Below are 20,137 nucleotides of genomic sequence, written 5' to 3' on the forward strand. Positions count from 1 at the left end.
GTCCTGCGGCTGCCTGTCCCGCTACTGCTTGCTCTGCTGCCGCTGCGCGAACTCCCATGCGTCCGCGACGATCCCGGCGAGGTCCGAGCGGGACGGCTTCCAGCCCAGTTTCTCGCGGGCCGCGGCGGCCGACGCCACCAGGACCGCCGGATCGCCGCCCCGGCGGGGGGCCACGGCCTCGGGGATCGGGTGGCCGGTGACCCGGCGGACCGTCTCGACGACCTCGCGGACCGAGAAGCCGTTGCCGTTGCCGAGGTTGCAGATGAGGTGTTCGCCCCTGGTCGCCGCGGTCAGGGCCAGCAGGTGGGCCTCGGCCAGGTCGGCGACGTGGATGTAGTCGCGTACGCAGGTGCCGTCCGGCGTCGGGTAGTCGTCGCCGTAGACGCTGATCGCGTCGCGGCGGCCCTGGGCGACCTGGAGGACGAGCGGGATCAGGTGGGACTCGGGGTCGTGCCGCTCGCCGTAGTGGCCGTAGGCGCCGGCCACGTTGAAGTAGCGCAGGGAGACCGCGCCCAGGCCGTGGGCCGCCGCCTCGCCGGTGATCATGTGGTCGACGGCGAGCTTGGAGGCGCCGTAGGGGTTGGTGGGGCGGGTCGGGGCGGACTCGGTGATCGGGACCTGCTCGGGTTCGCCGTAGGTGGCCGCGGTGGAGGAGAAGACCAGTCGGCGCACGCCCGCCTCGCGCATGGCGCCGAGCAGGGCCATGGTGCCGCCGACGTTGTTGTCCCAGTACTTCTCGGGCTTCACGACCGACTCGCCGACCTGGGAGAACGCGGCGAAGTGCAGGACGCCGTCGAAGGAGGGGTCGAGCCAGGCGGCGGCGTCCCGGATGTCGCCCTCGATGAAGGAAGCACCGGCCGGGACGGCCTCGCGCACGCCGGTGGAGAGGTTGTCGAGGACGACGGCCTCGTGGCCCGCCTCCAGCAGATGCTGGGCGACGACACTGCCGACATAGCCCGCGCCACCGGTGACCAGGTACTTCCCACTCATGAACTCGCTACCTCTCGCAGTCGCTCGGCCGCGCGCTCCGGCGGCACGTCGTTGATGAACACGTTCATGCCGGACTCGGAACCCGCGAGGAACTTCAGCTTGCCGGATGTGCGGCGAATGGTGAAAAGCTCGAGGTGGAGCGCGAAGTCGTCGCGCGTGACCCCGTCGAACTCCTCCAGCGCGCCGAACGGGGCCTGGTGCCAGGCCGCGATGTACGGGGTCGGAGGCTCACCCTCGCCGAAGATCCGGTCGAACCGCCGCAGCAGTTCCAGATAGACCTGGGGAAACTCCGTGCGTGCCGCCTCGTCGAGCCCGAGCAGGTCGGGCACCCGGCGCCGGGGATACAGGTGGACCTCGTAGGGCCAGTGCGCGGCGTACGGCACGTAGGCGACCCAGTGGTCGCCCTCCAGGACGACCCGCTCCCCCGCCCGCTCCTCCGCCAGGACGGTGTCGAACAGGTTTGCCCCGCCGGTCGCCTCCTTGTGTGCGGCCACTTGGCGGAGCATCAGGGAGGTGCGGGGGGTGGTGAAGGGGTAGGCGTAGATCTGCCCGTGCGGGTGCTGGAGGGTGACGCCGATCTCGGCACCCCGGTTCTCGAAACAGAACACCTGTTCCACGGAGGACAGATGGGACAGCTCCGACGTCCTGTCCGTCCACGCGTCCAGGACCAGGCGCGCCTGCTCCTCGTCCAGGGAGCCGAAGGAGGCGTTGTGGTCGGAGGTGAAGCAGACGACCTCGCAGCGGCCGGAGTCCCCGGCCAGCGAGGGGAAGCGGTTCTCGAAGACCACGACGTCGTACGAGGAGTCCGGGATCTCGCTGAGCCGGTCGCCCTCGGAGGGGCACAGGGGGCATTCGTCGGCCGGCGGGTGGTAGGTGCGGCCCTGGCGGTGGGAGGCGACGGCCACGGAGTCGCCGAGCAGCGGGTCGCGGCGGATCTCGGACGTCGTGACGGTGGCGTCCAGCGGGCGGCGGTCGGCCGCGTCGCGCACGGTGTCGTCACTGAGGTCGTAGTAGATGAGTTCGCGACCGTCGGCCAGCCGGGTCGAGGTCTTCTTCACGCCGGACGCTCCATTCGAGCCGTTCACTGCACGGTCTTCACTGCACCGTCTTCATATCGTTTCAACATAACCCAACACACCAAAACACAACCCACCAGGAGCGTCAACATCACCATCAAACAAACCGCACCAGCGGAAGTGCTCGATCAGTGAACGCGGAAGCGTAGGTTCCGCGACGTATCGGTTCGCGCAACGAAGCGAGTACTCCATGCAGACCCCCACACATCTGCCTGCACCCTTCACCCCACACCTCACTCCCCCCACCGGCCCCACCGGCGCCATCGGTCCCACCGACCCCGCCAGTCCGCTCCACCTCGCCGCCGAACTGCGGCTCCCCACCAACTGGCTCGACTACCTGATCCTCGGGATCTACTTCGTCGTCGTCCTCGGCATCGGCTTCGCGGCCCGCCGGTCGGTGAAAACCAGCCTCGACTTCTTCCTGTCCGGCCGCTCCCTGCCCGCCTGGGTCACCGGTCTGGCCTTCGTCGCCGCCAACCTGGGCGCCACCGAGATCCTGGGCATGGCCGCCAACAGCGCGCAGTACGGCGTCTACACCACGCACTGGTACTGGATCGGCGCCATCCCGGCGATGGTCTTCCTCGGCCTGGTGATGATGCCGTTCTACTACGGCTCCAAGGTCCGCTCGGTCCCCGAGTTCCTGCTGCTGCGCTTCGACAAGGCGGCCCACCTGCTCAGCTCGATCCTGTTCGCCTGCGCGGCCATCCTCATCGCCGGCGTCAACCTCTACGCGCTGGCGATCGTGGTCGAGGCGCTGCTGGGCTGGCCGGAGTGGGTGGCCATCGTGGTCGCCGGCTTCTTCGTCCTCGCCTACATCACCCTCGGCGGTCTCTCCTCGGCCATCTACAACGAGGTGCTGCAGTTCTTCGTCATCCTCGCCGCGCTCATCCCCATCACCGTGCTCGGACTGAGGAGCGTCGGCGGCTGGGACGGGCTGTCCCACTCCCTCACCGAATCCCGCGGCGCCGACTTCATGACGTCCTGGGGCGGCACCGGCATCGGCAGCGACAACCCGCTCGGCGCGAACTGGCTGACCATCGTCCTCGGCCTCGGCTTCGTCCTGTCCTTCGGCTACTGGACGACCAACTTCGCCGAGGTGCAGCGCGCCCTGTCCGCGAAGAACCTCTCCGCGGCCCAGCGCACCCCGCTCATCGCCGCGTACCCGAAGATCTTCATCGTCTTCCTGGTGATGATCCCGGGCCTGGTCGCGGCCGTCCTCGTGCCGCAGATCGGCACCCCGGAATCGGATCTCCAGTACAACGACGCCATCCCCTACCTCATGTCCCAGCTGCTGCCCAACGGTGTCCTGGGCATCGCGGTGACCGGTCTGCTGGCCGCGTTCATGGCGGGCATGGCGGCCAACATCTCGTCCTTCAACACGGTGTTCACCACCGACATCTGGGCACGGTACGTGGTCCAGGAGGAGGTCTCCGCACTGCAGACCAAGTCCGCGACCGCCGCCCGCCTCTTCGACATCCGCCGCCTCATCGGCGGCCTGTTCGTGGTGTACGGCGTCATCGTCACGATCGCGGGCATCACCGCGTCCGACGCGGACATCGACAGGGCCGAGGGCCTCAACATCAACCTGTGGACCGGCCTGGCCATGCTGGCCCTGGGCCTGTTCTTCCTCGTCTGGCTGAAGTTGCGGCCCACCGCTCCCCCACCCCCGGACGTCACGGACGCGAGCGCCCTCACCCGCCCTCACTCCTCGGGCGACACCGTCCCCCCCACCGGGCCCGCCCGGTCCAGCAGCCCCGTCCGGGCAGCCAGCGCCGCGGCCTCCAGCCGGGAGCCCACGCCGAGTTTCATCAGGACGCGCTGTACATGCGTCCGCGCCGTGGACGGTGCTATGCCCATGCCCGCCGCGATCAGCCGGGTGTCCTCGCCCTCGGCGACCCTGACCAGGACCTCCACCTCCCGCGGGGTCAGCATCCGCAGCAGCCGCTGGCCCTCGTCGTCCGGCTGGACCGCCGGGTTCAGCAGTTCGCCGAACGCGCCCTGCAGCAGTTGCGGCGCCACCGCCGCCTCCCCCGCCCGCGCCTTCATGATCGCCCGTTCGACGCCCTCGATGCGCTCGTCGTGCCGCACATAGCCGGACGCGCCCGCCGCGAACGCCGCCGCGATCCCGCGAGGGCTGGGCACCGGGCCCAGCACCAGCACCGCCACCTGCGGCCGTTCCCGCTTGATCTTCACCACCGGGTCGAAGATCCCGGGTTCCGCCGGTGCCGCCGTCCCCAGCAGGCACACCTCCGGCGCTCTGCTGATCACCAGGTCCGCCACCCCCGCCACCGGTGCCGCCGCGGCCAGCACCCGGTGCCCCCGCAGCTTCAACGCCGAGGCCAACGCCTCCGCGAGCAGCCGGTGGTCGTCGACCACCATCAACCGCACGCCCATCGATCATCCCCCCAAACCGCGAGCGCACCCCCGTGCGCCGCCTCCCCGTCCGGTCCCGGAAGCTACACGCTTGTTCGACGTCGCGCTCCCCCTACCGGCGAGAATCGCCCCGGAACGCCGAAATTCTCGTATTCGTCGACCATGGACATCCGATGAGCGGTACGCGTACGGCCCCGCCCCTGAACAGGGGCGGGGCCGTACGAACGGGCCTCACGAGCGGACCGGGGAACGCACCGGAAGCGGACCGGAGCGGACCGAAACGGTCCCGAGCGGTTCCCAGCGGGCCGAAGAACGATCAGCCTGTGCCGAACGCGATCGCCAGGTACTCCTTGTCGCCCGAGGACAACTCGCTGGCGTACACGTCCGACATGTACAGCCGGCCCTGCGCGTACAGGATCTCGGCGTGCTGGGGCAGCATCCGCGCCTCCACGTCCCGCACGGACTTCTCCGCCGGGTTCTCCATCAGCTTGGTCTCCTTGAAGGAACCGCCGTCGATGCTCACGACCTGCCCGCCCTTGTCGTAGGGCGGACGCTTGTACGCGATGACGTTGTCGCCGTCCATCCGCAGCGGGACGATCGTGTAGCCGTCGCCCGCGTCGGCGCGCTGGCCGGTCTGCTTGCCGGTGGACAGGTCGAAGGCGACGACCTCGTTGGTCCGGCTGTATCCGTCGCCCGTGCCCTCGTGCTCCTCGGTCGCGATGTACAGCCGGTCCTTGCCGACGGCCAGTCCGCTGCAGTGCTCGATCCTGGTGATGCCGTCGCAGCGGGCGGCGAACTCCTCGCCGGGCGCGGAGATGCGGGTCCGCAGCTCGCCGCTCTTGTTGTCGATGGAGAAGAAGTCGGAGATGCCGCTGCCGTCACCGGCGGAGTCGCCGACGTCGGCGGCCACGACCAGCGGGTCGGTGGACACCACGGCCGCGTATTCGATGCCCTCGGCCATCTTGTACTCCGAGAGCACCTTCCCGTCCTTCGGGTCGATGGTCTGGATGTGCAGCTGCCGCTGCTCGTACGAGCCGCACTTGCGCACCGCGACCATCTTCGGGCCGCCGCCGTACCCGGAGTCGTAGCAGGAGTCGGACGTCTTGGGCGCCCACAGGGCCTTGCCGGAGGTGATGTCCCAGGCGGCGCCGCCGCTGGTGCTGGCGGCCGCGACGGTGTTCCCGCTGATGGTGACGTTGTTGAAGCTGATCTCCTGGGTGCCGGTCTTGGCTGTCTCGGACCACAGCTTCTCGCCGGTGGCGAGGTCGAAGGCGGCGACCTGGGTGCAGCTCTGCGGATCGGTCTTGGTCGGCATCTTCGGCTTGTAGATGATCGCCGTCCTGCCGTCCTCGGTGACGTGGTCACTGGCCTCGCACACCGGTCCGGGCAGGTCGAGCGTCCACAGCTCGCTGCCCTTGGCCGCGTCGTAACCGACGACCTCGGCGACGCCGCTCTTGGCGTACACCTTGTCGGTCATCCAGGACCCGGAGGTGACGATGGTCGTGGTGTCCTTCGGGACCTTCGGCGACGGCACCTGGAAGAGGACCTTGGCGGAGGGGTCGGCCGGGGCCTTCTCGTCACCGCCGGTGGTCGCGCCGCCGGAGCCATCGTCCTCGGCGCCCTTCGTGCCGCCGCCGTCGCCCGAGTTCGCGGTGTTCTTCTTCTCGTCGTCACCGCCGGCCGAGGAGTACCAGACACCGGCGCCGACGATCAGGGCGATGGCCACGACCGCGGCGACGATGATCGCCAGCGTCGCGTTGCCCTTCCGTCCGCCGCCGGGCTGTCCCGGATGCGGCTGCATCGGCACGGTCGGGTGCGGATAGCCGTAGGGCTGGCCGTAGGGCTGCTGACCGTACGGCTGCTGACCGTACGGCTGCTGTGGCTGGCCGTACGCACCGGGCTGGCCCGGCTGCGGCTGGCCCGGGTATCCGTAGCCGGCCGGAGGCTGCTGCGGGTAGCCGTATCCGGGCGGCGTCTGCGGCCCGCCCGGCACCGGAGCGGCCGGCGGCGGGGTCTGCGGGGCCGCCTGGGGCGACTGCTGCGGGGGCTGGGGGGCCTGCGGGTAGCCGTAGCCCGGCTCCGGGGTCTTGCTGAGGTCGGGCCCGCCCGGTGCGGCCTGCGGCTGCTCGGGCCGGGACGGCTCGGGCTCGGGCTCGGGCTCGGGCTCGGGCTCGGGCTCGGGCTCGGGCTCGGGCTCGGGCGGCGGACCGAAGCCCGGCTGGGCCTGCGGGGCCGCGGGGCCCTGCTGCGGCTGCTCGGGCTGGGACGGCTTCTCGGGCCGGGACGGCTCGGGCTCGGGCGGTGGGCCGAAACCCGGCTGGTCGGGCGGCTGGGGCGGCTGCGTCATGACGTGAGTACCTCGAAGAACTCGAAGACGGGGACGGGCAACGGGGAAGAGACCGGAGGGGGCGGGGGCGCCGGCCGACGGGGGCCGGCGCACCTCACCGCTGCTGCGCGCCTCACTTGCCGTAGGCGAGCATCAGCTTTTCCTTCGTGTCGTCATTGCCGGTCAGCCGGGTGGTCGAGATGTAGAAGCGGCCGTCGACCCAGTCGATGGACTTGCTGAAGAAACCCCGCTCGATGGCCGCGGTGCCCTGCGGGTTCTGCAGCAGTGTGACCGGCTTGTGGCTGCCGCCCGTGGTCGCGACGGACACGACCCGCCCGCCCCCGTCGTACGACGGCTCCACATAGGCGATGAGCTTGCCGCCCTCGGCCTTCATGGGCACCATCGAGTTCGCCACGGGGGACTTCACCCGCCATTTCTCCTTGCCGGTGGCGAGGCTGACCGCGACGACCTCGTTGGCCCCGGTGATCGCCTTGGTGGGCAGGTAGAGGGTGTCCCCGTCGACGACGACGCCCTCGCAGCCCTGGAGGTCACGGGCGAGGATGGCCCAGCCGCACTGGGCGCCGAAGTCCTCGTCGACGGAGACCTGGGAGCGGATCGAGCCGCCGGCGCCCAGCGTGGAGATGTTCCACGTCTTCTTGTCCTTGTTGGTGCTGTAGATGACCACCGGGTCGACGGAGTAGGCACGCTCGACGCGCCAGCCCTTGTCGAACTTCTGGGTCCACTTGACCTTGCCGGTCTTCGGGTCGAGCTCCTGGACCTCGTCGTGCTCGTTGTTGCCGCCCGCGCCGCAGGACGCGACCTGGATCAGCCGCTCGCCGCCCGCGAACGCGGCGGGGAAGCAGGCCTCGCCGTACTTCCTCTTGTCGTACATCTTGTCGCCGGACGTCACGTCGAACGCGGTGCCGGACTGCGAGCGGCCGACCATCAGCGTGTTGCCGCTGAGGGTCATCTCGAGGGAGAGCACGGAGTCGAACAGCGCGCCGTCGTTGACCTTCTGCGTCCAGCCCTTCTCGCCGGTGTCGAGGTCGACGAGCTGGAGCTGGTTGCACTTGGCGCGGTCGCTGCTGCCGCTCATGTACGCGATGACGACCTTGTCGTCGGCCGTCTTCTCCGAGGTGACCGCGCAGATCTTCTGCGGGAAGGCGAGGGGCTCCCAGGTCGGCTTGCCGTCGGCGACGTTGTAGGCGGAGAGCTCCTTGTAGGCCGCCTTCACCGCCGTCTTGTCGGTGATCCACATGCCGGGGGCGTCGGCTCCGGAACCGGGCGCGTCGGGCGCCTCCTTGTACCAGAGCACCTTGGACTCGCCGGACTTGCGGCCCTCGTTGAGGTCCTCGGGGCCGGAGTCGCCGTCGCCCTCGCCGTCGCCCGGGTTGACCGGGGCGCCGGAGGGCTGGGGCTTGGGGTCGTCGCCGGTCTGCTGGGCGACGGGCTTCTTGTCCTTCTTCTCGTCGCCGCCGGAGACCGCCCACACGGTGCCGCCGATGGCGAGCAGCACCGCCACCGCGGCGCTGACGATCACGACGGGCTTGCCCTTGAAGGGGTTGCGGGAGCCGGGCCCCGGCGGCGGGGTGCCGGGCGCGCCCGGGAACTGCGGCTGCGGGTAGCCGTACCCCGGCTGCTGCCCGTACGGGCCGGGCTGCTGCGGCTGGCCGCCGTAGGGGCCGGAGGCGTACGGCCCGGAGGCGTAGGGTCCCGGCTGCTGTCCGTACGGTCCCGGCTGCTGTCCGTACGGCCCCGGTTGCGGCTGTCCGTACGGTCCCGGCTGCTGCGGAGGCGGAGTCTGCTGCGGGTAGCCGTACCCCGGCTGCGGCGATCCGGACGGCGGACCCTGCGGGGGCGGCGGGGTCGGAGCCCCGAAACCACCACTCGGCGCGGGCGGGTCCTGCGGTGCTCCGAAGCCACCCTGCGGCGGCTGGCTGGGCGGCTGAGCCATCAGCGTGTTCCCCCTTGCTCACTGATTTTTAGCCACACCCTGAGGTACGTAATGTTCCCAGAGTCGTATTCACGCGGTTCCGACGGTTCTCGGACGGGCTCTTTCTATCACCCGGCAGCGACAGGCCACCGGGCCCCGCCCACCGCTGTTCCCAAGGGAGAACCCGCCCGTGATGCCCTCGTTACGCGCCTCCACGCCCCCTTCACACCTCGCACGCCCCGCGCACGAACCCGCGCCCGGACCTGTACCGGGGGCGTGAGCAGGGCGTGCGGGGCATCTGTGCGGGGAGGTGCACAGCGGTGCGCGTGGGGACGCGGGAGGGGGGCGGCGCGACCGGGGTCAGGCGTCCTCGGCGAGTTCCAGCCACCGCAGTTCGAGTTCGTCCCGCTGACCGGCCGTCTCCCGCAGTTCGGCGTCGAGTTGGGCCACCTTGGCGAAGTCCGTGGCGTTCTCGGCGATCGCCGCGTGCAGCTTGGCCTCCTTCTCGGAGACCTTGTCGAGCTGCCGTTCGATCTTCTGCAGTTCCTTCTTGGCGGCGCGCACGTCGGCGGCGCTCTTCTCGGGGACGGCGTCCGCGGCCGGCTTCGCCGTCGAGGGCGCGGCGGCGGACGTGGCGACCGCCTCCTCCATCTTCTTCCGCCGCTCCAGGTACTCGTCGATACCGCGCGGCAGCATCCGCAGGGCGCCGTCGCCGAGCAGGGCGAACACCCGGTCGGTGGTGCGCTCGACGAAGAACCGGTCGTGGGAGATGACGATCATCGAGCCGGGCCAGCCGTCGAGGACGTCCTCGAGCTGGGTGAGGGTCTCGATGTCGAGGTCGTTGGTGGGCTCGTCGAGGAAGAGGACGTTGGGTTCGTCCATGAGCAGCCGCAGCAGCTGGAGCCGCCGCCGCTCACCGCCGGACAGGTCGCCGACGGGCGTCCACTGCTTGTCCTTGTTGAAGCCGAACGTCTCGCACAGCTGCCCGGCGGTCATCTCGCGCCCCTTGCCGAGGTCGACGCGCTCGCGGACCGCCTGCACGGCCTGGAGCACCCGCCAGGTGGGGTCGAGTTCGGCGACCTCCTGGGAGAGGTAGGCGAGTTTGACCGTCTTGCCGACGTGGACCCGTCCCGCCACGGGCTGGATCTCGCCCTCGCTGCGGGCGGCCTCGGTCAGGGCCCGCAGCAGGGACGTCTTCCCGGCGCCGTTGACGCCGACCAGGCCGATCCGGTCACCGGGGCCGAGCTGCCAGGTGAGGTGCTTGATCAGCACCTTGGGGCCCGCCTGGACGGTGACGTCCTTGAGATCGAAGACCGTCTTGCCGAGCCGGGAGGAGGCGAACTTCATCAGCTCGCTGCTGTCCCGGGGCGGCGGGACGTCCTTGATCAGCTCGTTGGCGGCCTCGACGCGGAAGCGCGGCTTGGACGTCCGCGCGGGCGCCCCGCGGCGCAGCCAGGCCAGCTCCTTGCGGACCAGGTTCTGCCGCTTGACCTCCTCGGTGGCGGCGATGCGCTCCCGTTCGGCGCGGGCGAAGACGTAGTCGGTGTAGCCGCCCTCGTACTCGTACACGTCACCGCGCTGCACGTCCCACATGCGGGTGCAGACCTGGTCGAGGAACCAGCGGTCGTGGGTGACGCAGACGAGCGCGGAGCGCCGCTCCCGCAGGTGCCGGGCGAGCCAGGCGATGCCCTCGACGTCGAGGTGGTTGGTGGGCTCGTCGAGGACGACCAGGTCCTGGTCGTCGATGAGCAGTTTGGCGAGCGCGATCCGGCGCCGCTCGCCACCGGACAGCGGCCCGATGACGGTGTCCAGGCCCTTGGGGAATCCCGGCAGGTCCAGGCCGCCGAACAGCCCCGCCAGGACATCCCTGACCTTGGCGTTGCCCGCCCACTCGTGGTCGGCCATGTCGCCGATGACCTCGTGCCGGACCGTGGCCTGCGGGTCGAGGGAGTCGTGCTGGGTCAGCACGCCGAGGCGCAGTCCGCCGGAGTGCGTGACCCGCCCGGTGTCCGCCTCCTCCAGTTTGGCGAGCATCCGGATCAGGGTGGTCTTGCCGTCGCCGTTGCGCCCGACGATACCGATGCGGTCCCCCTCCGAGACGCCCAGGGAGATGCCGTCGAGGAGGGCACGGGTGCCGTACACCTTGCTGACGTTCTCGACATTGACGAGATTGACGGCCATGACACTCCTGAACCAAGGGGGATGGATCGACCCTCCAGGGTAGTCGCGCACGACGGGCCGCTCGCCGGGTCGCTCACGGGGCCGATCGCCGGGCCGGGGGAACGGGCCCCGTACTCCGCCGGAGACGGTCCGCGGACCAGACCGAGGTCCGCGGTCCGCGGTCCGCAGTCCGCGGACCGGACCGGGTCCGGACCGGCGTCCGGGGCGGCGTCCGGACCGGCGTCCGGGGCGGTCCGATCACGGACCGAAGTCCGGGCGGCCGGCCCGGTGCCTACGCGTCGTCCAGCACGGTCGCGCCCGGTACCGGTCCCGCCGCCGTGCGGACCGTCCGGCAGGTGCCCGAGGCGCGCAGCGCCGACGCCACCTCGGCCGCCGACTCGGCGTCGGCGGCCAGGAACGCGGTGGTCGGCCCGGATCCCGAGACCAGGGCGGTCAGCGCGCCCGCCGCCCTGCCCGCCGCGAGGGTGTCGGAGAGCTCGGGGAAGAGGGAGAGGGCGGCGGGCTGGAGGTCGTTGGAGACCGAGGCGGCGAGGGCGGCGGCATCGCCCTTGGCGAGGGCGTCGAGCAGGTCCTGCGAGGCCACGGGCTCGGGGATGTCCCGGCCCTCCGCGAGCCGGTCGAACTCCCGGAAGACCGCCGGGGTGGACAGCCCTCGCCGTGCCATCGCGAACACCCAGTGGAAGGTGCCGCCGACCTCCAGCTCCGTCAGTCTCTCGCCCCGCCCGGTGCCCAGCGCCGCCCCGCCCACCAGCGCGAACGGCACGTCGCTGCCCAGCTCGGCGCAGATGTCGAGCAGTTCCTGCCGCGAGGCGCCGGTCCCCCACAGCGCGTCACAGGCCAGCAGGGCGCCGGCGCCGTCCGCGCTGCCGCCCGCCATGCCGCCGGCGACGGGGATGTCCTTGGTGATGTGGAGGTGCACGTCGGCGTCCCGGCCGTACCGCTCGGCGAGCGCGAGGGCCGCGCGGGCGGCGAGGTTCGTACGGTCCAGGGGGACCTCGGCGGCGTCCGGGCCCTCGCAGGTGACGCGCAGGCCGCCGGCGGAGGGCGTGACGGTGACCTCGTCGTGGAGGCCGACCGCGAGGAAGACGTTGGCCAGGTCGTGGAAGCCGTCGGGGCGGGCCGCGCCGACCGCGAGCTGGACGTTGACCTTGGCGGGCACGCGGACGGTGACACTCACGCGACGGGCTCCTCGGGCTGCGGGGACTGCTCGTGCTGCTTGTGCTCGGCGATGCGCGCGAACTCCTCGACGGTCAGGGACTCGCCGCGGGCCTGCGGCGACACCCCGGCGGCGACCAGCGCGGCCTCCGCCGCCGCGGCCGAGCCCGCCCATCCGGCGAGGGCGGCCCGCAGGGTCTTGCGGCGCTGGGCGAAGGCCGCGTCGACGACGGCGAAGACCTCGCGCCGGGTGGCGGTGGTCTTCAGCGGCTCGTCGCGGCGGACGAGGGAGACCAGGCCGCTGTCGACGTTGGGCGCCGGCCAGAACACTTTCCGTCCGATGGCGCCGGCCCGCTTGACCTCGGCGTACCAAGTGGCCTTGACCGAGGGCACGCCGTACACCTTCGAGCCGGGCGGGGCGGCGAGGCGGTCGGCGACCTCGGCCTGGACCATGACGAGGGTGCGTTCGATGCTCGGGAAGGTCTCGAGCATGTGCAGCAGCACCGGGACGGCCACGTTGTAGGGCAGGTTGGCGACCAGCGCGGTCGGGGCGGGGCCGGGCAGCTCGGTGACTCGCATCGCGTCGGAGTGGACCAGCGCGAACCGGTCGGCCCGCTCCGGCATCCGGGCCGCGACGGTCGCGGGCAGCGCGGCGGCGAGGACGTCGTCGATCTCGACGGCGGTGACCCGGTCGGCGGCCTCCAGCAGCGCCAGGGTGAGTGAGCCGAGCCCCGGCCCGACCTCGACGACCACGTCGTCCGGACGGACCTCGGCGGTGCGCACGATACGGCGGACCGTGTTCGCGTCGATCACGAAGTTCTGGCCGCGCTGCTTGGTGGGCCGTACGCCGAGCGCGGCCGCGAGTTCGCGGACGTCGGCGGGGCCCAGGAGGGCGTCGGGGGTGGGGCTCGTCACGGGACAAGGGTACGGGGCGCGGGACCCCGCAGGTCACGCCTGTGGATAACCGAAGGCGCGGGCCGTGTTCGCGGCGAGGGCCGTGGCGAGGGTGTCCTCGTCGGTACCGCGTACGGCCGCCATGGCGCGCACGGTGACCGGCACCAGGTACGGGGCGTTGGGCCGGCCGCGGTAGGGCGCCGGCGTCAGGAACGGGGCGTCGGTCTCCACCAGGACGAGCTCCGGCGGGGCCACGGCGAGGGCGTCGCGCAGGTGCTGGGCGTTCTTGAAGGTGACGTTGCCGGCGAACGACATGAAGTACCCGGCGCGGGCGCAGATCTCCGCCATCGCGGCGTCCCCCGAGTAGCAGTGGAAGACGGTGCGTTCCGGTGCGCCCTCCTCCTTGAGCATGCGCAGCACGTCGGCGTGGGCGTCGCGGTCGTGTATCACCAGGGCCTTGCCGTGCCGCTTGGCGATCTCGATGTGGGCGCGGAAGGACCGCTCCTGCGCCTCCTTGCCCTCGGGCCCGGTGCGGAAGTAGTCGAGTCCGGTCTCGCCGACGCCCTTGACCTGGGGCAGCGCGGCCAGCCGGTCGATCTCGGCGAGCGCCTCGTCCAGGGCCGCGTCCCCGCCTGGCTCCCGCGCGCCCTGCCGCGACCAGCCGTCGGGGTCGCCGTGCACGATGCGCGGGGCCTCGTTCGGGTGCAGCGCGACGGTCGCGTGCACGCTGTCGTACGCGGCGGCCGTCTCCGCGGCCCAGCGTGAGCCCGCGAGGTCGCAGCCGACCTGGACCACCGTGGTCACGCCCACGGACGCGGCCTTGGCGAGCCCCTCCTCCACCGTGCCGGACTGCATGTCGAGGTGGGTGTGCGAGTCCGCGACCGGCACCCGCAGCGGCTCCGGGAGCGGCGGGGCGGCGTTCTTCTCCGAGGTGGTGGCGGTGCCGGGGATGTTCGAAGGCATGCCCCGATCCTACGGAAGGCCGTGGACGCGCCGTCCGCGCCCGAGGGGCGCGGGACCGTACCGATCCCCCCGGTCTGCGGCTCCGCAGCGCGGGCGCGCCCGGCCCACCGCCCGCTGCCCACCACCCACCGCCGTCCCGCGACGGACCGCTCCCCCACGGCGCTCCCCGAATCCGGCCGACCCCGCGGAGCGCTTGTTCACCCCTCGGAGCGCTTCGCCGCCACCACGGCGTCGAAGACCTCCCGCTTGGGCACCCCCGCCTCCACGGCGACCGCCGCGATGGCCTCCTTGCGCCGCTCCCCCGCCTCCTCGCGCACCCGTACCCGGCGTACCAGCTCGGCGGCGTCCACTTCCTCGGGCCCGTGGTCCGGGGCGCCTTCGACGACGACGGTGATCTCGCCGCGTACGCCCTCGGCCGCCCATGCGGCCAGCTCGGCCAGCGGGCCGCGCCTGACCTCCTCGTACGTCTTGGTCAGCTCGCGGCAGACGGCGGCGCGGCGCCCGGTGCCGAAGACCTCGGCCATCGCGGCGAGCGTGGCGTCGAGCCGGTGCGGGGACTCGAAGTAGACGAGGGTGCGCCGCTCCCCGGCGACCTCCCGCAGCCGCCCCAGCCGCTCCCCGGCCTTGCGGGGCAGGAACCCCTCGAAGCAGAACCGGTCGACGGGGAGCCCGGACAGGGCGAGCGCGGTGAGCACGGCGGACGGTCCGGGCACGGCGGTGACCTTGATGTCCCGCTCGACGGCGGCGGCGACCAGCCGGTACCCGGGGTCGGACACGGAGGGCATCCCGGCATCCGTCACCAGCAGCACGCGGGCGCCGCCCGCCAGCTCCTCGACCAGTTCGGGCGTACGGGCGGACTCGTTGCCCTCGAAGTAGGAGACCACCCGGCCCTTGGGGGTGACGCCGAGCGCCTGGGTCAGCCGCCGCAGCCGCCGGGTGTCCTCGGCGGCGACGACGTCGGCGCCGGCCAGCTCCTCGGCGAGCCGGGGAGGGGCGTCGGAGACGTCGCCGATGGGGGTGCCTGCGAGTACGAGGATTCCGGTCACCTCCTCATCCTCCCAGCACCCGGACCCCCGCGAGGACGGCCCGCGCCCCGCGCCCGCGCCTGCCCCGACCCCGCGCCCGGCCCGCACGCGCACCCGGTGTGGCGGAGCCGGGCGTACCCGGGGCATACCGGGCCCATACCTCCCATGCACGGGACTCCCACAGAGCCATTCCCTACGATGGCGCGGTGACGAGTACCGCGTCCTCCACGGACACCCGGCAGGAACAGCCGCCGCAGGACCAGCAACCGTCGTGGCAGCAGCGGCTTCGCCGTTTCGGCTACACGGCGAGGCCCGGGGGCGACGTCCGCGACCGCTTGGTCCCGCCGTACACGAAGCCGGCCGGCCGACTGTGGACGGCCCTCGGGGTGCCGCCGACGCTCGGCGAGCGGATCACGCGCTGGTCGGGCTGGGGCGGTCCGCTGCTGGTCACGCTGCTGGCGGGGGTGCTGCGCTTCTGGAACCTGGGCAGCCCTCACAAGGTGATATTCGACGAGACGTACTACGCGAAGGACGCGTGGGCGCTGGTCCAGCGCGGCTTCGAGGTCAACTGGGACAAGGCCGCGGACCAGCAGATCCTCTCCTCCGGCGGTGACGTCTCCGTCCCGATCGAAGCGGCGTACGTGGTGCATCCGCCGGTCGGGAAGTACGTCATCGGGCTGGGCGAGCTGATGTTCGGGTTCGACCCGTTCGGCTGGCGGTTCATGACGGCCCTGCTGGGCACGCTCTCGGTCCTGATGCTGTGCCGGATCGGCCGGCGCCTGTTCCGCTCGACGTTCCTCGGCTGCCTGGCGGGCGCGCTGATGGCAGTGGACGGCCTGCACTTCGTGATGAGCCGCACCGCGCTGCTCGACGGGGTGCTGATGTTCTTCGTGGTGGCGGCCTTCGGCTGTCTGGTCGTCGACCGGGACCGGGCGCGGGAGAAGCTCGCGGCCGCGCTGCCCGTGGGCGCCGACGGCAGGACCCTGCCGGACGCGCACATCGCCGAGACCGCGCGGTTGGGCCTGCGGCCGTGGCGGCTGACGGCGGGGCTGATGCTGGGCCTGGCGTTCGCCACGAAGTGGAACGGCCTCTACATCATGGCCGCGTTCTGCGTGATGGCGGTGCTGTGGGACGTCGGCTCCCGCCGGACCGCCGGCGCCCACAGCCCCGTGCGGGCCGTGGTGAAGCGCGACCTGGGCTGGGCGTTCCTGTCCACGGTGCCGGTCGCCCTGGCGACGTACCTCGCCTCCTGGACCGGCTGGTTCCTCTCCCCGGACGACGGCAGCGGCGGCTACTACCGCGACTGGGCCGTGACCGACGGCAAGGACAGCTCCTGGTCGTGGCTGTTCCCCGACTGGTGGCGCAGCTTCTGGCACTACGAGAACCAGGTGTACGAGTTCCACGTCGGCCTGTCCTCGCCCCACACCTACGAGTCCAACCCGTGGAGCTGGATCGTCGCGGGCCGCCCGGTCTCGTTCGACTACGACTCCCCGGCACCCGGCACGGGCGGCTGCCCGGCCGACGCGGCCGAGAAGTGCGCCCGCGAGGTGCTGGCCCTGGGCACGCCCCTGCTGTGGTGGGTGGGCTGCTTCGCGCTCCTGTACGTCCTGTGGCGCTGGTTCTTCCGCCGCGACTGGCGGGCGGGCGCCATCGCCTGCGGCATCGCGGCCGGCTACCTGCCCTGGTTCTTCTACCAGGAGCGCACGATCTTCTACTTCTACTCCGTCGTCTTCCTCCCCTTCCTGTGCCTGGCGGTGGCGATGCTCCTGGGCGCGCTCGTCGGCCCACCCCGCGCCGGCGACACCCGCCGCGTGGCGGGCGCCACGGCAGCGGGCGTCCTGACCCTCCTGATCGCCTGGAACTTCATCTACTTCTGGCCCATCTACACCGGCACGTCGATCCCCATCGACGACTGGCGGGCGCGGATGTGGCTCGACACGTGGGTCTAGCTGGACAGAGGTACCGGGAGGGCGCGGCAGACTGCCGCGCCCTCCCGGTCGTTGTCGGCCGTCAGCGGTTGTCCTCGGCCACCCTCGGACGGACCCAGGACGGCCCGTCGCGTCGGCTCAAGAAGGAGATGTCGTAGCTCACCGCGCGATCGTAGGCACTCGAAAACATTGCGAGGGCAGGGCTGAGGCCGCTTGCCCCTGCTGACTCCGTTGACGGCATCAGCTTGGGAAGCTGCGATCATTCGCGGACGGTTCGAGCGCTGAACCGGGCGAACGTACGGCACGCGCTCCTTCTGGGCTCGACTGTCTTTACGGTGGTTCACCGCTGTTCCCCGCTCGATCTGGTGCGGTTGTGGTGCAGGGATGAGCGGAATGCGATCGAGGGTCGCCATGGTCGTGGGGCGGCTTGTCCGTGCCCGTGGCCAGGGTCTCAGACGCGCGGTCGGCTTCCGAGGTGTCCAGCTCTGTAGAGCAGCTGCGTCCCCGGCTCTGTCTGGGGGCGGTCCAGGATCAACCCGGGGCCTCACCAACGGTCGGGCTTCGTCGATGGCCAAGGATGAGACCTGTCAGCGCCGGCCGCGCATCACTGCCGTACGTCGAGCCCAAGCGCACCCTTTCCCACTGTGGTGGCGTCTCACGGGCTCGCATACGGGGCCGTTCACCTGTGTTCACGGGCGTCCGGTCGTGGGCGCGGCCACCGCCTTCGGCCTTGTCCAAACGGCCATGAACGGCGCTGAACGAGAGGGAAACTGAGACGGTGTCGGTTGTCGTCGATGTCATCGGCGGGCCAGGAACGGGGTCGGGGGTGCATGGAGATACCGAGCGTCAAGGCCGTATCCTGCACCAGGCGAGGCAGGCGCTGCTGATGCGTCGCTGCCGTCCGTTGCAGCCTGGCGACTCCCCACTCCGGGTACCGGGTACCCGACGAACGACCAAGAGGTTGACCGGTGATCACTCTGGCCGCAGTCGCAGGAGTGGCCCTGGTCGAACTGGGCATGGCCCTGACTCCGGGACCGAACATGATCCACCTCGCCTCCCGCGCGATCACCCAAGGCCGCAGGGCGGGCCTGGTTACCCTCAGTGGGACCGCCGTGGGATTCGTGTGCTATCTGCTGGCCGCGGCTGCGGGCCTGTCCGCGTTGTTCGCCGCCGTGCCGGTGGCGTTCACGGTGGTCAAGCTTGCCGGGGCCGCCTACCTGGCCTACCTCGCCTGGGACATGCTCAAGCCCGGCGGCCGCTCGCCCTTCGCCCCGGCCCGGGACCTGCCTCCGGTCTCCGACGCCCGCCTGTTCTCGATGGGGCTGCTGACCAACCTGCTCAACCCCAAGATCGCTCTTATGTATGCCGCCCTACTGCCCCAGTTCCTGGACCCGCAGGCAGGTCCGGCCTGGGGACAGCTGCTCCAGCTCGGTGGTGTGCAGATCACCGTGGGAATCTCTGTGAACGCTCTGATCATGCTGGGCGCAGCACGGGTGTCGGGGTTTCTGGCTGCCCGGCCCCGCGCCATGACCGTCCAGCGGTTCACGGCAGGAGGCTTGCTCGGCGCCTTCGCGCTGCGCACCGCCCTGTCCCGCACTCCTGTCTCCACCTGAGCCAGGCCCGCGTGCCTGTGACACCGGTCCTGCTGTGAGCGCCGATACGGGCACGTTGATGGCACCCGTGGATGCCAGAATTTACTCCTGCCCAGCGCAGACCGCACCAGCTTCCGTCCCGTACGCCGTCGACCCACACATCGTGGAGCGGGCGTGGTCAGGAGCGTCAAGGCGGAACGCACCACTGTACGAACGACCTTGACGCCCCTGGGCCGCGTCTGCTCGGCTCTGCCTTGGTCGATGGTGTGCGGAACGAAAACCCCACCACTTGAACTCCAATCGCGAACTCCCCCACGGTTCCATCCGCGGTGCAGGTCGTCCGGTGCAGCTCCACCACCCATTCCCCCCGGCGAGAGCTGGAGGAGCTGCATTTCCTCCGAGGTGGGGACACGCGCGAACAGCGCCTCCTGCATGTGGTCGATCTCGTATCCGGCGTCGTACAGAACACGGAAGCCGCAGCCTCGCCCGGCGGTCCCTGGGGAGGGGTTGACAATGCGTGTGCCCTCAACGTGCTCGGGACGGTAGTAGCTGGTCAGTATGTGCGTCGGCTGTGAGCCTTCATTGGCCACCCTCGGGTGCGTGGGGTTCCTCGCGGTGTGCGGCGGTCTGCTGCTGCTCGCCTCGTTCATCGCCACACCGACCGCGTTCATCACCCAGTTCATCACCCTGGCCGCCCTCGTCTTCGGCGACTGGATCGCCATGCAGGTCCTCGGCCCGAGCGGCCACAAGGGCGGCACCAAGGGCGGCACCAAGGTGAACATCCGCAAGGCCGTGATCAAGCGCAATCACTTCCAGGGCTAGGGCGTGCCGCTGCCCTGTCGATTACCGCCCGGGCGGTGGCTCACCATCATCACGATGAGGCCGGTCAGCAGAAGCCCGCTGCCGAATACGGCCCCGAACTCCCGGATGCCGACACCAGTGATCACCAGCCCGAAGACCACCTGACAGCACAGACCGAAGGCAGCCACCAACTGGCCCCAGCCGTAGAGGCGAACGCGGTGAATGTGACGCCGGTTCGTGGGGAGCACCCAGCCACGGGTGATCGCCGCTACGCCCGAAGCGGCGAAAAGCAGCGCCACCACCACAGAAGGTATGGCGAGATAAAGCCGCATGGTGCCCCCTCCCTACGCGCCGACCCCGCGCCGAACGCCGCCGTGATCATGACACCCGCTGCACTCCGCGTCCACGCGCTTCCGTAGCCCACGACCCTCCTGATGGGCCGGACAGTGCCAGCTACGCCAAGGGCGGCCCCCTCATTCCGCCAAGGCAAGGTCGTGAGCATGTACCGGGTCAAGCGCCTCGACGTGCTCAACTGCCCTTGGTTCGAGACCCCTCGGAAGACGACGTGACGGCCCGGCAACGGCCCGGCAGGCCATCCCGATCGCCGGCTGACGGGCTCGGGTGCGGCTGGACACACGGGTCTGACGCAGTTGCCGCGGAGGGGGAGCCGTGGCCATGGCACCGTTGGATCCCGATGACCTGCTCCCCGGCGAACAGCGCGTCCTGCGCAAGAACGCCTCATGCCGTCATCGACGTCCGGGAGGCGGGGCCGTCCCGGCCCTGACGACGGGCACCGACGGCTCGTCCCTGCGCGCCTGCCGGCAAGCGCCCGAGCACACGGGTGTCAAGCACCCGCGCGCCCGGTGGACTGCCGCGGGCGCGGCACCGGCGGCATTGCGG

13 protein-coding genes and 4 pseudogenes are annotated in these 20,137 nt (G+C 71.2%); 5 read left to right on the forward strand and 12 right to left on the reverse strand.

The window, feature by feature from the left end:
- Positions 1 to 21: 21 nt before the first annotated feature.
- Both galE and galT read right to left on the reverse strand, forming a co-directional pair.
- Positions 22 to 990: a UDP-glucose 4-epimerase GalE gene (gene galE / locus OHB56_RS17815; RefSeq protein WP_406354384.1), complete on the reverse strand. Its 969-nt coding sequence runs from the start codon at positions 988 to 990 to the stop codon at positions 22 to 24.
- Positions 987 to 2,048, reverse strand: coding sequence for a galactose-1-phosphate uridylyltransferase (galT, locus tag OHB56_RS17820; RefSeq protein WP_326753152.1), 1,062 nt, complete (start codon positions 2,046 to 2,048; stop codon positions 987 to 989). Before galT ends, galE begins: the two co-directional genes overlap by 4 nt.
- A gap of 208 nt (positions 2,049 to 2,256) precedes the next feature.
- Here galT and OHB56_RS17825 point away from each other — a divergent pair.
- A pseudogene (locus OHB56_RS17825) lies at positions 2,257 to 3,487 on the forward strand (sodium:solute symporter family transporter); the annotation flags it as partial.
- Positions 3,463 to 3,741: pseudogene (locus OHB56_RS17830) on the forward strand (hypothetical protein); the annotation flags it as partial. The pseudogenes OHB56_RS17825 and OHB56_RS17830, both read left to right, overlap by 25 nt.
- 26 nt (positions 3,742 to 3,767) lie before the next feature.
- Here the strand turns inward: OHB56_RS17830 and OHB56_RS17835 are convergent.
- The 8 genes from OHB56_RS17835 to rsmI all read right to left on the reverse strand — a co-directional run bounded on the left by OHB56_RS17835 (position 3,768) and on the right by rsmI (position 14,937).
- Complete coding sequence (locus OHB56_RS17835) at positions 3,768 to 4,460, reverse strand: response regulator transcription factor (RefSeq protein WP_326753153.1); 693 nt, start codon at positions 4,458 to 4,460, stop codon at positions 3,768 to 3,770.
- A 295-nt stretch (positions 4,461 to 4,755) separates the two neighbouring features.
- A complete protein-coding gene (locus OHB56_RS17840; RefSeq protein ID WP_406354386.1) occupies positions 4,756 to 6,786 on the reverse strand; it encodes a PQQ-binding-like beta-propeller repeat protein in 2,031 nt (676 codons plus the stop codon).
- 112 nt (positions 6,787 to 6,898) lie between these two features.
- Positions 6,899 to 8,719: a PQQ-binding-like beta-propeller repeat protein gene (locus OHB56_RS17845; protein WP_406354387.1), complete on the reverse strand. Its 1,821-nt coding sequence runs from the start codon at positions 8,717 to 8,719 to the stop codon at positions 6,899 to 6,901.
- A 339-nt stretch (positions 8,720 to 9,058) separates the two neighbouring features.
- Complete coding sequence (locus tag OHB56_RS17850) at positions 9,059 to 10,879, reverse strand: ABC-F family ATP-binding cassette domain-containing protein (protein WP_406354389.1); 1,821 nt, start codon at positions 10,877 to 10,879, stop codon at positions 9,059 to 9,061.
- Positions 10,880 to 11,150: 271 nt separating this feature from the next.
- Positions 11,151 to 12,056: a 4-(cytidine 5'-diphospho)-2-C-methyl-D-erythritol kinase gene (locus OHB56_RS17855; protein ID WP_406354391.1), complete on the reverse strand. Its 906-nt coding sequence runs from the start codon at positions 12,054 to 12,056 to the stop codon at positions 11,151 to 11,153.
- Positions 12,053 to 12,949 (reverse strand): 16S rRNA (adenine(1518)-N(6)/adenine(1519)-N(6))-dimethyltransferase RsmA, encoded by an 897-nt coding sequence (gene rsmA / locus OHB56_RS17860; RefSeq protein ID WP_326753159.1) that lies wholly within the window; start codon positions 12,947 to 12,949, stop codon positions 12,053 to 12,055. Before rsmA ends, OHB56_RS17855 begins: the two co-directional genes overlap by 4 nt.
- A 33-nt stretch (positions 12,950 to 12,982) precedes the next feature.
- Complete coding sequence (locus OHB56_RS17865) at positions 12,983 to 13,891, reverse strand: TatD family hydrolase (protein ID WP_406354392.1); 909 nt, start codon at positions 13,889 to 13,891, stop codon at positions 12,983 to 12,985.
- Positions 13,892 to 14,088: 197 nt separating this feature from the next.
- The gene (gene rsmI / locus OHB56_RS17870) at positions 14,089 to 14,937 is read right to left on the reverse strand and encodes a 16S rRNA (cytidine(1402)-2'-O)-methyltransferase (protein ID WP_326753161.1); all 849 of its coding nucleotides are present in this window, start codon (positions 14,935 to 14,937) and stop codon (positions 14,089 to 14,091) included.
- Between the two features lie 185 nt (positions 14,938 to 15,122).
- Between rsmI and OHB56_RS17875 the strand changes: the two genes are divergently transcribed.
- Both OHB56_RS17875 and OHB56_RS17880 read left to right on the forward strand, forming a co-directional pair.
- On the forward strand, positions 15,123 to 16,865 hold the full coding sequence (locus OHB56_RS17875; protein WP_406354393.1) for a dolichyl-phosphate-mannose--protein mannosyltransferase: 1,743 nt from the start codon (positions 15,123 to 15,125) through the stop codon (positions 16,863 to 16,865).
- 947 nt (positions 16,866 to 17,812) lie between these two features.
- The gene (locus tag OHB56_RS17880) at positions 17,813 to 18,457 is read left to right on the forward strand and encodes a LysE family translocator (RefSeq protein ID WP_406354394.1); all 645 of its coding nucleotides are present in this window, start codon (positions 17,813 to 17,815) and stop codon (positions 18,455 to 18,457) included.
- 166 nt (positions 18,458 to 18,623) lie between these two features.
- Here OHB56_RS17880 and OHB56_RS17885 read toward each other — a convergent pair.
- Positions 18,624 to 19,029: pseudogene (locus OHB56_RS17885) on the reverse strand (UTRA domain-containing protein); the annotation flags it as partial.
- Between OHB56_RS17885 and OHB56_RS17890 the strand changes: the two are divergent.
- Positions 19,028 to 19,258, forward strand: a pseudogene (locus OHB56_RS17890) (hypothetical protein); the annotation flags it as partial. The pseudogenes OHB56_RS17885 and OHB56_RS17890 overlap by 2 nt on opposite strands.
- Here the strand turns inward: OHB56_RS17890 and OHB56_RS17895 are convergent.
- Positions 19,255 to 19,569 carry a hypothetical protein gene (locus OHB56_RS17895; RefSeq protein WP_406354396.1) on the reverse strand — a complete coding sequence of 105 codons (315 nt, stop codon included), beginning with the start codon at positions 19,567 to 19,569 and terminating at the stop codon, positions 19,255 to 19,257. The pseudogene OHB56_RS17890 and the gene OHB56_RS17895 sit on opposite strands and share 4 nt — an antisense overlap.
- Between the last annotated feature and the right edge of the window lie 568 nt (positions 19,570 to 20,137).

The sequence above is a fragment of the Streptomyces sp. NBC_01635 genome, assembly GCF_045209715.1.
GTDB classification, from domain to species: Bacteria; Actinomycetota; Actinomycetes; order Streptomycetales; family Streptomycetaceae; genus Streptomyces; species Streptomyces hirsutus.

Excerpts from the sequence above, each read along its gene's own strand:
- OHB56_RS17850 (WP_406354389.1), bottom strand. The coding sequence starts at position 10,879 with ATGGCCGTCAATCTCGTCAATGTCGAGAACGTCAGCAAGGTGTACGGC.
- OHB56_RS17865 (WP_406354392.1), bottom strand. The coding sequence starts at position 13,891 with ATGCCTTCGAACATCCCCGGCACCGCCACCACCTCGGAGAAGAACGCC.
- OHB56_RS17845 (WP_406354387.1), bottom strand. The coding sequence starts at position 8,719 with ATGGCTCAGCCGCCCAGCCAGCCGCCGCAGGGTGGCTTCGGAGCACCG.
- OHB56_RS17840 (WP_406354386.1), bottom strand. The coding sequence starts at position 6,786 with ATGACGCAGCCGCCCCAGCCGCCCGACCAGCCGGGTTTCGGCCCACCG.
- OHB56_RS17895 (WP_406354396.1), bottom strand. The coding sequence starts at position 19,569 with ATGCGGCTTTATCTCGCCATACCTTCTGTGGTGGTGGCGCTGCTTTTC.
- galE (WP_406354384.1), bottom strand. The coding sequence starts at position 990 with ATGAGTGGGAAGTACCTGGTCACCGGTGGCGCGGGCTATGTCGGCAGT.
- OHB56_RS17835 (WP_326753153.1), bottom strand. The coding sequence starts at position 4,460 with ATGGGCGTGCGGTTGATGGTGGTCGACGACCACCGGCTGCTCGCGGAG.